The organism is Microbulbifer thermotolerans, assembly GCF_900112305.1.
Taxonomy (GTDB): domain Bacteria; phylum Pseudomonadota; class Gammaproteobacteria; order Pseudomonadales; family Cellvibrionaceae; genus Microbulbifer; species Microbulbifer thermotolerans.
Map to the genome: position 1 here is coordinate 278,372 of NZ_FOKT01000006.1, position 15,264 is coordinate 293,635.

A 15,264-nucleotide genomic window follows, 5' to 3' on the forward strand; every position below is an offset into this window, starting at 1 on the left:
AGGAAGATTAGAGGGCTTCCAAATTGTACCTGCTAACTGATTAACAGACGGGCTTGTGATTTATTTAGCTAAGTGCTGTACAACTTCCAAGATGCTCAGGCAATGGGTGAATATTTCGGAAGCGCACAAGTACTTCGCTGTAGCTCTCATCCCGTATTCGATGGGCTTTAAGGAACCTCTGATTAATTCGCGTGGACACTATGGTAGCTTCCGGGGCGCTCAGGAAATAGGACGGGCATTTCGAAAACGCACGAGTACTTCCCTGTAGCTCCGACGGTTTCGAAATGTCCGTCCTATCACCTGAGCTTCACATCCGCCCCCGAAGCGCCTCTGCCACCAGAAAGTGACTTAATCAGAGGTTCCTTAAATGCCCACCCCATCAGTTGAGCTTCTTTCCCCTGGCGCCCGCCTTCTTTAAGAGCCGGGAGTGAAGTATCTGGGAAAACCCCGAGAATTAATCAGCGGTCCCTTAATTCGAAGCGGTAGAGTGGTGGAATAGAAGTCATAGCAATAATTTATTAATTTGCGATCATAGATAGCATTTGTCTGCGTTTCGCTGATTAGACGGGGCTCAGCCAGAAGGTGTCTGTTCGGCAAGAGATGGTCAATTTTTAAACTGTACGAGTGTGCCAGTTGGCGTTAGATTGGGGCTGTTGTGCTATGGCATCTCTGGTGTCGGGACCACCGCGCCGGAGAGCCGGCGCGGTGGTGCAATGGTTGCCGCAGCGCCCGTGGCAGGCACTGCGGGGTAGGGTGGCATTACAGCTTCACAAAGCGGATTTCATCGCCATTCCACTGCCAGTTACTGCTGCCAGTGCTTTTCAATCGGAAGTTGTAGTTGCCGGGGGATGAGACGCTAATGGTTTGTGGGAGAGTGAATGTTTGATAGGACTCCCAGCCGCCGGTATTTGAGAGTGTCACGGTTTTGGCTGCATTGCCGGCAAAGGTGAGTTCTGCGCCCAGACCGCTGCTCATGGGAGACGCGATAACCAGATCGACGCGGTACTCGCCGGCAGCGGGCAGGTTGACAGTGTAGTCAGCCCAGTCGCCCTTGGTGTTGTAGTTGATGTTGTTGCCGTTTTTGTTGAAGCCCAACACTGTATCACCGGTCACATTAGCGCCGTCTTTACCCGTGTTGTGGAAGTTTCCAAGCTCAACGGTGGTTGCATTGCCGTTGATGGGAACGGGCTTGTAGAACCGTACCCAGTCTACGTAGTAGGTATTGCGGTTGGGATCGGCTAGCTCGGCATCGGTAGGGGTAATGCCGTTATCCGAGCGCCAGTTTTGATCTTCCATATTGATAATGGCGTACATAGGTTTACTGAGACCGGTGCCGCCAGTGAACCCGTTGGGGTCTATGATGTCCTGGCCCGAAACAGTGCGAACCAGCTTTCCATCCACGTAGTACTCCAGGTGCCAGGGGTCACGCCAGTAAACGCCGACACGGTGGAAAGCATCCCGCCACTTGGTTCCTTTGCCGTCCGCATACCAGGAACCCGCATCCGTGGGCTGATAGTCCTGAAAGGGGTCGCGAATGAATACATGGTGGCTGAGGTGCAGCCGTTCTGCATACCATTCCTGCCCTGGGCGGTCACTGCCGTAGGCTTCGATAACATCGATCTCTTCTGTTGAGTCTGCACTCAGGAACCAGAAATCGGAGGCCAGAACCATATTGCTCAGTTTGGCTCGGGCTTCCATATAGACGGGGTAGGTAAGGGGCGCTTTTGATGTAATGCTGCCGAGATATACCTGGTTTGTGCCCGGTTTGCGCCCGGAGGTGATAGCCAGTTTGCCGCCGCTGACGTAGGAGTAGTGCGGGTGCCACTCGGTCAGGCCTGGCCCGGTCCAGGGGTTAATAAAGCCCTCTTTCCAACGCTCGTAGAAGCGGGTGCTTTTACCGGCGGCCGGTGCCTCGTAGTTGAAGTCGTCTGAGAGGGGATGTAGCTCCCAGGTTTTGCCGCTCCCGGGGTTGGCGGGTACGGGAACTCCATCCCAATCTGCGGCGTATGTCGCGGTACAGCCCATTACACACGTGAGTAGTATTGAGGTTATTTTTCTCATCGCGGTTTCTCCTTTGGGTCATTATCATTATTGGAGCCGCGACCATAGCAGTTTTGTTGACAATCTACAATTAACTATTGACATTGGGTGAGCATGCGCCCAGGATATTCGCGTCAGCCACGTGAGTGGATAACCAATAATCCACCACTCCCGGCGGCTGTACCGAGAGGTTCTATCCAATAACAATGAGGCACTCTATCCCTTGGTCAAAAGGACTTGGACCTAGGCATCGAGCGCCCGGATGAAGAGAGAAGCACCCATGCCTATCAATAATAAGCGCTTCCACTTGAGCGCCTTGTCCGCTGCTGTAGTTGCCGCCAGTGTCAATCTGCAAGCGCAAGAGACTTCTAACTATGGTGACGCGGCTCTGGAAGAGATTACCGTAACCGGTATCCGCCAGTCCTTGACCAATGCCATGGATATTAAGAGAGACTCTTCCGGTGTTGTGGAGGCAATTTCCGCCGAGGACATCGGCAAATTCCCGGATACCAATTTGGCTGAGTCCCTGCAGCGTATGACGGGCGTATCCATCGACCGCAGCAATAACGAGGGTAACAAGGTTACCGTGCGCGGCTTTGGGCCCAACTTTAACTTGGTGACTTTGAATGGTCGCCAAATGCCAAACTCTTCCGCGTTGCAGTCCGAGGGTATCACACGTAGCTTCCGTTTCGCGGAGATCTCTGCTGAGAGCGTATCTGGTGTGGAGGTCTACAAAACCGGTAAGGCGGATGTGTACTCCGGCGGTATCGGTTCCACCATCAATATTAAGACAGCGCGCCCATTCGATTACGATGGCCTTGTGGCCAGCGCGAGTGTAAAAGGCGTGATGGATACCAGTGTCGAAAATGGCGATTCCGTCACACCGGAAATTGCCAGCATGGTGAGTAGTAAGTTCTTTGACGATAAGTTTGGTGTGCTGTTGGCCTTTTCCCACGCTGAGCGCGACAGCCGTAGTGAGGCAGTCAAAACTCAGGGATGGGTGCCGAACTACGGTACAGCGGATACCTCTGCGATTGATCGCACCAAAAACCCGGAAGGCACCTACTGGGCGCCCTGGACCTTCGACGTAGATGTGGCGGATCACCAGCGCGAGCGCCAAAACGGTCAGCTGGTATTACAATTTGCGCCTATTGACAGTGTAACAGCGACTCTGGACTACACCGCATCCCGTTACGACGAAGAAATTTCCATGAACCGCACCAGCGTGTGGTTTGATTCTTCCGATGGTGTGACTGATGCAAACGGTACGGTAATTAACCCGAGTGTTCAGAACGATGAACTGAACTTCTGGGCCTGGGATTATCATTTCGTAACCGAGAATGACTCCATCGGTTTCAATGTGGAGTGGGAGGCGACGGATTCTCTGCGCTTCGCTCTGGACGTACACGATTCTACATCCCAGTCTCAGCCGAATGGTGAACCGGCGGAAACCATTGCCAATACCAAGAACCCCGGAAAGCTGGTAGATGCAGTGGCAGACTTCTCCAGCGGCAGCGGCCTGCCGGGAATCAGCTTTGATGATTCCGCGCTCGATGGCGGCGCCTATGACCCGGATAACATCGTTTCCGATCTCTTCCAGGAGCGGGGTTATCAGATTGAAAACAATATTCAGCAAGTTCAGCTGACTGGCACCTGGGACAACTTGGATGATGGTGCTCTTAGAACAATCAAGTTCGGTATTGCCAACACCGATTACCAGATAGATGTATACGAAAGCCAATCTTTCGCTTTTGTCGATCTAGGTGATCTGTCGGAAATGGGCATCGATTTTGAGTCGTTGGGCGATTTTGGCAGTGAAATCGGTAACAACAGTGGGCTTTTCCCGCTTCTGGCGGACTATGAAGCTTCCGATTTTATCGACGCGGTAAAGGCTTCTGGGCAATACTATGAGGCTACGCCTACTTTTGACAAAGTGAGCGAAGAAACATTTGCGGCCTTTGTCTCCATGGATTTTGAAACCGAATTTAACGGCTATCCCATTCGTGTAAATGCCGGTCTTAGGTTTGAAGATACTGAGGTTACGGGCACATCCATTCAGAACGGTTTCCTCGGCCTGAGCTATTGGCACTCCGAGGAATTGCGTGAAGTAACTGATGATACGCCCAGTGCAGATACCCTCGAGGGTGAGTACACCCGCTTCCTGCCGAACCTGGATGCCAGTATTGAGCTGACCGACGAACTGGTTGCGCGCGCTTCCTACAGCCGCACTCTGAGCCGCGCGGATATTTCTGCGATGTTCCCGTCCACTTCGCTCAATGTTTCCCGCCCAGGAGGCCCTTTCAATGCGTCTCAGGGTAACCCGGGTCTGTTGCCTATTACCTCGGACAACTTCGATCTGTCCGTAGAGTACTACTACGATGAAGGCAGTTATGTGTCTCTGGGCTACTTTAAGAAGTACGTGGAGAACTTTATCGGCTCAACTACGGAAGAACGCGTAATTTACGATGTTAACGGCAACCCGCTGACTGACCCCAGTGTCAACCCTCGCTCTGGCTGTCCTGACTCTAGTGGTACTAACCCGGCCTGTATGGGCACTGCCGATGATCCGGTCATTACCTGGAACGTGACTACTTCCGACAACTTGGAAGATGCAGAGGTTTACGGCTGGGAATTCGCCGTTCAGCATATGTTCGGAGATAGCGGCTTCGGAACTATCTTCAACGCCACACTGGTGGATGGCGATGTGGACTACGATGTTTACAGCACTGACAATGTCTTTGCCCTGACGGGCCTTTCCGACTCTGCTAACCTGATTGGGTTCTACGAGCAGGGGCCTCTCCAGGTACGTTTGGCCTATAACTGGCGCGACGACTTTCTGCTGGATACCCGTCAATCGCAAATTGGCGGGGAGCCGGTATTCACCGAGGCCTACGGACAGTGGGACCTGAATGCCAGCTATGACGTGACTGAGAATGTCTCTGTTTTCTTCGAAGGTTTGAATATCACCGAAGAAACTATCCGTCGTCACGGTCGCTTCGCCAACCAGCTGGTTAGTGCAGAGCAGTATGGTGCGCGTTACAACTTTGGTGTTCGCGCCAAGTTCTAACCGATTTAGAGATTGTTTTTGTAGTATGGAGGAGGGCTGCCAGGGATGTGGTGGCCCTCTTTTTTTTTAGCGAATAAAGTGAGATCACTATGTCTCAACCGGTAAAATCTGTGGTGATACTGGGGGGTGGTACGGCGGGCTGGATCACTGCCGGCACGCTTGCGGCGCGCTTTAAAAGAGACCAGGCGGAGCCAGTCAGTGTTACTTTGATAGAATCCCCAAATGTTCCCACGATTGGGGTAGGCGAGGGGACTTGGCCCACTATGCGCAATACCCTGAAGAGAATGGGTGTTCGCGAAACGGACTTTATTCGCGAATGCAATGTGGGCTTCAAGCAAGGGGCGAAGTTTGCACGCTGGAGTACAGGAGCCAAAGAGGATTTCTACTACCATCCTTTAGTGTTGCCAGAAGGTTTTAATAGCCACAACCTGGCTCCCCATTGGTTGGCGGGTGATCGCTCCGTGTCTTTTTCCAATACTGTTTGTCCTCAGGAAGCTCTCTGCCAGCGCAATCTGGCCCCCAAGACGATTGACACGCCTGAATACGCTGCAATCGCTAATTACGCCTATCACCTGGATGCGGGTAAGTTTTCCAGGTTCCTACAGGAACATTGCACAGAAAATCTTGGCGTGCGCCACATTCTGGCTGATGTGAGTGGCGTGCGGGAAAGTGAAACCGGTGATATTGCTGCCCTGCAGACCGATACGGCAGGGGAGGTCTCCGGCGACCTGTTTATTGACTGCAGTGGCTTCCGCTCGAAGTTGCTGGGTGAACACTTCGGTATACCATTCCATTCCTGCAAAAGTGTGCTGTTTATCGATACAGCCCTGGCGGTTCAGGTACCTTACGAACACGAAAATTCTCCTATGGCCACTCATACCATTTCTACGGCCCAAAGTGCCGGTTGGATATGGGATATCGGCTTGCAGAATCGCCGTGGTGTCGGTCATGTGTATTCCAGTGCGCACTCTGATGAGAGCTCGGCTTACCGCGAGTTGGCGTCTTATCTCAATATGTCCGAACCGCAGCTCGATGAGCTGGGTGTGCGTAAAATCCCCATTGTGCCCGGCCACCGGGAAAAGTTCTGGCATCGCAACTGTGTTGCTGTCGGTCTCTCTGCCGGATTTCTTGAGCCGTTGGAATCTTCCGCTTTGGTATTGGTGGAAATCTCCGCAAACATGATCGCGGAACAGTTTCCTGCAAGCCGGGCCGCAATGGATGTGGTCGCTCGCCGCTTTAATGAATCCTTTCTTTATCGCTGGGATCGGATCATAGATTTTCTAAAGTTGCACTATGTGCTCACCAAGCGTAAAGATAGCGAATTCTGGCTCGATAACTGCGATCCGGTAAGTGTGCCGGACAGTCTGAAAGAACTATTGACCCTCTGGAGGTACCAGCCCCCTTGGCACGACGATTTTGACCGGGCTGTAGAGGTGTTTCCCGCGGCGAGTTATCAATACGTATTGTACGGTATGGGATATGAAACAAAGCCGCGACCGGGTGGAATTTCTGCACCCAATCTTGAAATGGCCGCGCAACTGTTTGAGCAGAAAAACCGCGGGCTTGAGAAAATGTTAAGATTGCTTCAGCCCCACCGGGATCTTATTAATAAAATCCGTAAATTCGGATTGCAAAAAATATAAAAAAACGGGAGAAAGTCATGGCTAAAGCCGTAGCCCTGAATAATGAACGCCACAGAAATCTGCGAGTGATTACTAAGCGTGGAGCAGAATATGGGGAAAACACTAATTTGGTTCCGGTAATCGCTGATGAGTTGCGTAATCTGGTACTGGAATATCCCGTATGTATTACAAAAAATCCGAATAATGGGCAGTTTTCCCTGTGCGCTTTGTTGGGATTTGAGCCCGATGAGAACTTGTTTCTCTATGGCGATGAATGGAAAGCTGAGTACCTTCCTTTGCATATTCGACGCCAGCCATTCATGGTCGGTCATAAAAAAACGTCGGCGGAGGGAGATACTGAGGCACTGATTATTATTGATACTGATAGTGAACGGGTACAGGAGAAAGAGGGAGAGCGGTTGTTCAATGATGATGGCAGTAAGTCCAGCTATCTGGAAGAAGTGACAGTTATTCTCTCTCAGCTGATTTCAGGCATGACATCTACCAGTGCGTTTCTGAAGTATTTGGCTGAAGAAGATTTGATAGAGCCAGTTCAGTTAAGTGTACGTTTTTCCAATGGTGAGCAGAAGCGTTACGAAGGTCTATATACAGTTAACGATGAAAAGCTTCAGAAATTGGACGCAGCACGGTTGGTGTCTATGCATCAACGTGGCTATCTACAGGCGGCCTATTGGCTTTCCGCATCCATGGGACAGGTGCGAAAACTGATTGCGTTAAAGAATGATTTGATTAAATAATAGCCTGTTTAAAGGCTTACACACGTATATCTAACTAATGCGTGTTACTACCACAGCTGGTTTCGGTACGCTCCGGAACCAGCTACTGCACTTACATGAATTAATCAGAGCTTCTTTAGAGGCTTGCAGCGGTTTTTTTTCATTTAGAAATATCTTGGCTTTCGATTAAATTTTTAAAAATGGATTTATCCACCAAAGCGCCCTTGTGCTGAATTACCAAAGCGGAAATTGTGGCAGCCCGGGCAATGGCTTCTCTTGGTGAGGCTCCCTGACTACGGAAGGCGAGATAGCTTCCATTAAAAGAGTCGCCAGCTGCGGTGGTGTCTACTACCTGTTCAACTGGTGTAATTGGCTCGAGAAAGGATTCCTCTGGCCCCCGATAGTAAACGCCGTTGGGGCCATCCTTGATTACCAGCTCCTCGATATCAAACTGCTCCAGAAACTCGCAGGCACCACAAAAGTCTTGTACTCCGTAAAGCGCTTCCAGGTCTTCTATACCGGGGAGAACCAAGTGGGAGTATTCAAACGCAAGGGCGTATTCTGTTCGGGTGTCTTTACGTGAGGCCCATAGTTTGGGACGGTAATTGGGATCGAATACGATGCGGGCGCCTGCATCGCGCAATTGCAGTAGTAAATCCCAAAAGGCTGGCCGCGTATCGGGAGTCAGCACGGCTAACGATATACCACTAAAAAAGAATAGATCTGGGCAAGGTACTAGTTTGCTGGGAAGGAGGCCGCTATCGCCAGCTAGCAGGGTTGCATCCCTGAGCAAAGACATTATCTCCCTGGCGGCAGAGTTTGAGCGCCAGTAGCTGAAATTGCGTTCTCCGCAGGCGTCGTTGCTTACTATATACAGACCCAACTGACGGTTGGGGTGTCGAAATACTAAAGAGGTATCGATATCTTCCTCTAGAAGAGCGGCGATCATTTGATCACTGGCAGAGTCATTCCCAACTGCCGTCAACAACCGCACCCTATCTTCAGCGTCTGCCAGGCGTTTGAAATACACCGCGACACTGTGCACATCTCCGGCGAAAGATTGCCGGTAAAGCCCGGGCTCAACCTGGCTGAGTTCGAGCATGCTTTCACCAAGGATTACGAGGTCTGTCATTTCAGTGTCCTTTAATCTTTATCCTGTTGTGGATCGCCTTGAAAGTAGTATTGACAGTTAAGTCAATATGCGGCGCATCAGCGCACAGCAGGGTGGATATTCTGCCCTTTGTTTACCTTGCTTTCTATTGTCCATTGTTAACAATGTTTGTATGGAGCCTTGATTATAAAAAAATATTATAAAAAACAATAACTTAAGCTATTTTTGGTCGATTTTGGCGATCGTTGTTAGGCGGGCATTTTATCATCGTACGGTCAAAAAATGTATATTGTTAACAATAAATAGTTGACTTATGGCGGTGGTGTGGCGGATGATTGCGGGTGCTGGAGAAGCTCAAAAAAATAAAAACGGGCTTTTTTCGAGTCTAGGGAACCGCAAGCGGTATCGTGAACACCGACTTGATAATAAAAAACACAACCCGATGGAGAGAGATACCTATGTCTACGTCTTCTGTACGTAATCACTTCCGTATGTCGGCATTATCTGTTGCAGTGCTTTCAATATGCACTGGACAAGCGTTCGCACAGGATGATGAAGTAAAGGACCCCGATGAAAAGAGCGCATATCTTTATCTTGAAGAGATAGAGGTAACTGGTATTCGCGCCAGTATTGAAAAGTCTATTGATGACAAGCGATATGGTAACAACATCAAAGACACTATCAATGCCGAGGACATAGGGAAAACCACGGACCAGAATATTGCTGAAGCCCTCTCCCGTGTGACAGGTGTTTCTATGCAAACGGACGACGGGGAAGGTACCACTATTACTGTGCGCGGAGCAAATGCGCAGCAGAACAATATCAGTTTAAATGGTGTACAGCTTGGTTCTACCGGATTTAGCCAGGCAGTGGATCTCTCCGCATACTCGGCGGATATCCTTTCCAAGATTGAAGTTGTTAAGACGCCAAGTGCAGACCACGACGAGGGGTCCCTCGGAGCAAATATTAATCTGATCACTGCAAAGCCATTGGAGATCAATGAAGGCTTTAATATTAGCGGTCAGGGCCGCTATAACGACCTTGCCGAAGGGGAGGATTACAAGATATCCGGTACTTACACCGGAAAATTTTTTGATGACACACTGGGTATCATTGTTACCGCTTTTGATGAGACAAACTCGGTTCGAAAAGATCAGTATGAAGCGGAGGACTTTGTCGCAAAAACATCCAGAATTGCTCGCGATGAGAATGGCGAAGTTGTTGAAAATGTAACGGGTATTGCTATTCCATTCTCACATATGAAGCTATTCCAGAACGAACGTGATCGTCAGGGTGTCAATCTGGGATTGCAGTGGGACGCAACGGAAAATACTGAAGTAAACGCCAATATCAGCTGGAATAAGCAGGACATAGTGTCCGAGATGCACGATGTGAGAGTGCGAATTGGCGAATACGGAAACATGTTTGAAGGTGAATACGTCGATGGGGTTATTATGGAAGGCCCTTCCGAGTGGACTGACCCTCAGGAAGACTGGCATACCTATGACACCGAAACACGCACTTTCACAAAGATGCTGAACCGGACTGCATTGGGTGATATATCCCAGGGGACCAATGAGTTTTCTAATGAAAACAGTATTGTATCTTTGGATATCACTCACCAGCTAGGAAATTCGTTTATCGTAAGTGGTGGCGTAAACTATTCCAAGGCTGAGCAGATTCCCGGAAAATCTCTGTATGTAAATATGCAGAATTATGACCGAATCAATGCTCGTCAATTGATGTATACCAATCCGGAAGATCTTGAGCCGGTTGGCTACGACTGTACCTCAGGCCGTTGTGTCCTTGTCGCAGGTACAGGTTATGTTGATCATGGAGAGGTTCTTCCTCCAGATGAACTGCATACCCGCGATAACTTTTCAACGACAGGCTTTAACCCTGATGACTTGGCTGCACAGCATCTAAGCTATCTGACAAAAACAGAGCGTGCGGTAGAGGATACTCAGAGTTCTGCATTTTTTGACGTGGATTGGGATGTGAACTTTGCCGGTATTAATAAGGTGGAGTTCGGTGCCAAGTTTTCAAATCGTGAAAAATTTGTTGATAATCAAACAGGCATATTCACTAACGTAACTGAAGGCATTACGACAGTAGACCCGGTTACCGGAGAGATATTTACCACTATCAGAGGTATGACGGATATCAGTGGAACCAATATCGTCGGCGGAGATTTCCCGGTTGATGACTTTATGGAATCTCTGGGGTACTCGGCAAATAATATTACTGATGGCTGGACTGTTGTTTCCGCGGAAAAGGCATTCGAGGCTGCGCTCGGAAATTCCGATGTAGCTATAGTTCCTGATAATACGGAAACCAGGAGCGCAGAACTCGATACCCAGGCGTTCTACCTAAAGGGAAACTTTGCATTTCTGGATGACAGGCTTACTGGTGACGTAGGCGTACGTTACGTAAATACTACGGTGGAAACCGAAGGCTACTCCGGTGTTGTGTTTCACTCTGATCCAACCAATAACGGACGTGTGTTTGACCCATTTGTCCTGGAGCAATACCGTGATCCTTCGCTGCCAGCTTGTCCAGGAATTCTCTTCTATGGCGGTGATAACTATACAGAAGAAGCCCGTTGGTCTCGTGTAGATGGCCAAGGTTACGATACTATGGGAACAGAAACTCGTGTAGACGATGTGCCCTTGCCGGATGTTGGCCTATGCTATGACCCCTTGTTAACAACAGGAGCCGACAATTGGGTCGGTACCATTCACGAATGGTGGGTATGGAGGCATTCCGACCTGTCTACTGAAAATTTCAACATTTACGGTGAACGTCAGTTTGACGAGGACGGCAACATTATTCCTGGCGAAGATTTGAGCCGCCGATCTTTCGCGGTAACTGATGAACATGACTACGATGTTGTATTGCCAAGTCTCAATATCAATTATCTGATTTCTGAGGAACTGATTGGTCGTTTTGCGATCTCTAAAACAATGTCCCGTCCTCAGATAGACTCACTTCGGCCAGGCTTCCGGGTGGTTGAAACCGTTTGGGGCGATCGGACTGCAAACGCGATTACTTTGTATAACACCAAGCTAGACCCGCTGGAATCCAATAACCTCGACCTCTCATTGGAATGGTACTTCGCGGATAATGGATTGTTAGCTGCAGGTCTTTTCTATAAGGACATGACCAATTTCGAGGAGTCCCAGACCATTGTTACTTATATGGACGACTTGAGGGATCTGGGGCTTGATGAAAATGAGGAGCCGTACGATCCCGCTAACCTCATCAAGACTGCTGATGATCTGGAAGGTTGCATGCCCAAACGCATACAGGGCAATGAGCAGTTGAACTCTGACTGGGCGCTGTCCGGCGATCCCGAGCAAATGTGTGCACAATTCCGCACGACTCAGATCAAAAATGGTAAGGGTGCGGAAATCAAAGGGATAGAACTTCAGTATACGCAAACCTACGATATGCTGCCGGGGATCTTCTCCGGGCTGGGAACTATGTTCAACTACACCTACCAAGATAGTGCCTATGACCAGGAGGTTTCATCTCTGGACCCGAGTCTGGTTCTTCCGGAATTGCCGGTGGCTTATACTCCAGAGCATAGCTATAACGCGACAGTTTTCTGGGAAAAGGATGGTCACCAGATCCGACTTGCGTACCAGGGAACATCTGATCAACTGGCTCAGCGTAGCTGGAACAACGGCGTTTTGTGGCAAGAGGGCCGCCGTACCCTAGATCTGTCTGCCACTTATGCGCTTACTGATAATATTTCATTGTCCTTCCAGGCCACGAACCTGACCGACGAAGGTGTGCGGACTTATTTCACCAGTCGCTTTATGGATCTGGGCGATGTAGATGCAGACGGAAACCCGGTTCTGTACGACGAAGGTAGCCCCCTGGATGGCGATGCGACCAAATCCCGCACGGTTGTTGATTATCGCACAGGGCGCAGTTACCGCTTCGGTATCCAGGCGCGCTTTTAAGTCCTCTCAGATACGTTAGTGATCTGATTTGCCGCACTTCGGATGAAGTGCGGCTTTTTTATGAGTTTTGCTGTTTATCAGAGCCGGTTGGAATTGCCTCCATTTAAGTTGCGCGAATCCTCGTTGAATAATATTAACTCGGGACGCAGCGGATTTTCGCTCGTCACAACGGCAGATGAGAAGTCCACAGGATAATAACCTGCTTCCTCGGCTTTAATATCTGACGAGGTATCACCAATTTCATTGGCATTTCTCTGTGAGGCGATAATCATCGGAGAAGTGGGTTGCATCAGATACCAGCGACGTCCAGAGCGATTGTGCGGAAGATCCGCCTGCGTGATGCGCCCGTCGCCGTTCCGGTCAGTCAAATTGTCACGCTCCGCCGGTGACATGAAATATGTGAGCATATTGCCAACTTCCGCTACGGCCTTGCCTGCGTTTTTATTTGTCCTGATCAGTTTTATGTTTCCTTTGATGGTAAGGTTTTCGAAGCGGCCATTGATAAAGTCTCGGCTGTGGGGATTCATGCGACTTTTGTCGGTGATAACCGCTGTGCCACTATCGATCGCAGTGACATTGCTGACGGTAATATTTCTGTTAATTTTCCCGTGCGCCTTCAGCCAAACACCGGTGAACCCCTTGGTGACAGTCACGTTGTGTACTTCTACATTGTTGATAGACGATAAATAGGGGCCTGCCCGGTTGATATTGTCTGTCGCCGAGCCGTTTCCTGCTTCAATTCTGACGCCGACGCCTTTTACCGCTTTGATATTATTGATATATATCCAATCACCACCAAATATCTGAACGGCCCCATAACCTGTGTGCGAATTTTGCAGGACAATATTTTCAATAGTTCCTTTTACGGGGGTGCGTCCGTAAGTGAGATTGCGGATTATAGCCTCCTCGTCGGGTATTATTCGGCCCTTATCATCGACATAGTTTCCTTCGGAGTCCATGGGGAGTGGTTGACCATCCCGACCAAGCCAAACATCGTCTTGTGGATTTCCATTGGTTCCATTGCGATCAGCCAGAGCGCCATCTTTATAGTCACAGTCTGGGTAAAGGGAAATGCCGACATGCTCGGTGTGATTGTCGATTATTCGTATTCCTGAAATAGCAAAGTTTTCCGCGTAATAGATACCGATTGGTATAGCACGGGTGTAGTTGATGGCTGTATCCTTGGTTTTATCTCCGTGAACACCGTAGGAGATAGGCATATTGGTTTTTGCATCGATGGTGAATCGGCGGGTAGGGTGCGTGGAGGTAATTTCCACGTTGCGAATACGCTCTCTGATTAGATTGTTGACGTTAGGGCTGCGGCCGATACTGAAAAGGAACTGGTTTGATCCAGAGGTCTTCAGATTGCCAATCATTTCTATAGTGACATCCGGGTCTACCTCTAAGCGTACATTGGAGGGCATGTCCACGCGGTCTAACCGGTAACGGTTGTTGCCGCCGTTTTTTGCTGCACGGAGTATAACTACCCCTCCATCACTGTCTTCTTGGCTCGCTCGCCGTAGGGCGGCCAGTAAGCGCTGGGTGTCATTAGTCTGTGATGTGTAGTTTCTAGCCGGGTACAGCTCTTCTGGCTGCTGGTCAAAAACACGGTTTTCGAAGTATGGAGAAGCCCCTTGTATATACTTGTGTGCAAAGGTGTTGATATCTTGACCGTATCCCGTCCCGCTTAGGTCGTATTGGCTCGCAACCTCATCTTGACCGGCGAATAGAGGTGTACAAAAAATCGCCAAAACTGACGTGGCGAGTAGTGCTTCTTTTATTTTCATCGCTCTAATCCTCTGATTTTATTGATTATTTTTGTCATATTGGCGTCGCGTGAGGCGCCTTCCAGCCATCGACAGCCATATTTGGACTGCAAACAACGCGATAGGCTATTGATATGACTGAATTAAACATAATATGTTTGTGAGGCGAACTTAGAAAACTGTGTCACATATTTAGGTCGCTGGCGGATGATTGATTGGAACTGCAATGCATCGATCTGTGTGTTATTTGATCAAATGCTACTGGCTGGATGCGCTGCGGATACACAAGCGTTGTACTCTTTCAGCGCTGTTGATCAACAAGGTAGAGTTCCGGTATGGGGAAGTACTAATCAGTCAATTGGGTAGGTCGGCCGCTGGTGGTGTACACCTCATTTGACATTAAACCCTTGGAAGAGTGGAATAGAAGATTCATATTCAGGTTTCGAGTGATTGAAAATTTATTCAGAGACCTCCCGGAAATTTAAGTTTTGGTGTTTGGAACGATGCGTTATTTCTCCGCTGTTGAAGCCATTGTGCTTATTGTCGGTGTTCTTGCCTATTGGGTGATTATGGGGTGGGCTTTATGGTTAGGTTTTGAGCACTATTTTGGCGCGCTAGGTGGAGGGGTAATTTTAGCGGTAATTCTGCTAGTCGGTGTCACATTGTCGATTTTAGATGGTCTATTTCTTAAATTTATGCCGCCTTTTGAATCGTCAAACAACATATTACTTAGCTTGCTATTGCCTGTTGGAGCGTTTATAGGGGCAGTGCAAGTTTGGCATTGGCATTGGGCGGTAGCTGCATTATTTGTGCTGCCACTATTGGCTTCTGCAGTAAATAATGACGCGTCATAGGTTCGTACAAGGAAAATAATGGGAGCAGAAAGTATTTGACTTTCTTAACTGTACTACTAGTAGCAGAACAAGAAGCAGTACTTGACAAAAATTCTGAAA

8 protein-coding genes are annotated in these 15,264 nt (G+C 49.2%); 5 read left to right on the top strand and 3 right to left on the bottom strand.

Features of this window, described 5'->3' with window-relative positions; all coding sequences use genetic code 11:
• Positions 1–759: 759 nt before the first annotated feature.
• Complete coding sequence (agaA, locus tag BM155_RS11660) at positions 760–2,061, bottom strand: beta-agarase AgaA (RefSeq protein ID WP_074903249.1); 1,302 nt, start codon at positions 2,059–2,061, stop codon at positions 760–762.
• 259 nt (positions 2,062–2,320) lie between these two features.
• Here agaA and BM155_RS11665 point away from each other — a divergent pair, with 259 nt between their 5' ends.
• The 3 genes from BM155_RS11665 to BM155_RS11675 all read left to right on the top strand — a co-directional run bounded on the left by BM155_RS11665 (position 2,321) and on the right by BM155_RS11675 (position 7,487).
• Entirely contained in the window at positions 2,321–5,107 is a 2,787-nt protein-coding gene (locus BM155_RS11665; protein ID WP_083421170.1) for a TonB-dependent receptor, read from the top strand.
• An 89-nt stretch (positions 5,108–5,196) separates the two neighbouring features.
• Positions 5,197–6,750, top strand: coding sequence for a tryptophan halogenase family protein (locus BM155_RS11670; protein WP_074903252.1), 1,554 nt, complete (start codon positions 5,197–5,199; stop codon positions 6,748–6,750).
• Between the two features lie 17 nt (positions 6,751–6,767).
• Positions 6,768–7,487: a SapC family protein gene (locus BM155_RS11675; protein WP_067154101.1), complete on the top strand. Its 720-nt coding sequence runs from the start codon at positions 6,768–6,770 to the stop codon at positions 7,485–7,487.
• A 139-nt stretch (positions 7,488–7,626) separates the two neighbouring features.
• Here the strand turns inward: BM155_RS11675 and BM155_RS11680 are convergent, their stop codons facing one another.
• Entirely contained in the window at positions 7,627–8,598 is a 972-nt protein-coding gene (locus tag BM155_RS11680) for a sugar kinase (protein WP_074903255.1), read from the bottom strand.
• Positions 8,599–9,035: 437 nt separating this feature from the next.
• Here BM155_RS11680 and BM155_RS11685 point away from each other — a divergent pair, with 437 nt between their 5' ends.
• The gene (locus tag BM155_RS11685) at positions 9,036–12,545 is read left to right on the top strand and encodes a TonB-dependent receptor (RefSeq protein WP_067154097.1); all 3,510 of its coding nucleotides are present in this window, start codon (positions 9,036–9,038) and stop codon (positions 12,543–12,545) included.
• A gap of 77 nt (positions 12,546–12,622) precedes the next feature.
• Here BM155_RS11685 and BM155_RS11690 read toward each other — a convergent pair whose 3' ends face one another.
• Positions 12,623–14,332: a hypothetical protein gene (locus BM155_RS11690; RefSeq protein WP_074903257.1), complete on the bottom strand. Its 1,710-nt coding sequence runs from the start codon at positions 14,330–14,332 to the stop codon at positions 12,623–12,625.
• A 467-nt stretch (positions 14,333–14,799) separates the two neighbouring features.
• On the opposite strand from BM155_RS11690, the gene BM155_RS11695 reads away from it, so the two are divergent.
• A complete protein-coding gene (locus tag BM155_RS11695; RefSeq protein ID WP_139223241.1) occupies positions 14,800–15,165 on the top strand; it encodes a hypothetical protein in 366 nt (121 codons plus the stop codon).
• The last annotated feature ends 99 nt before the right edge of the window (positions 15,166–15,264 follow it).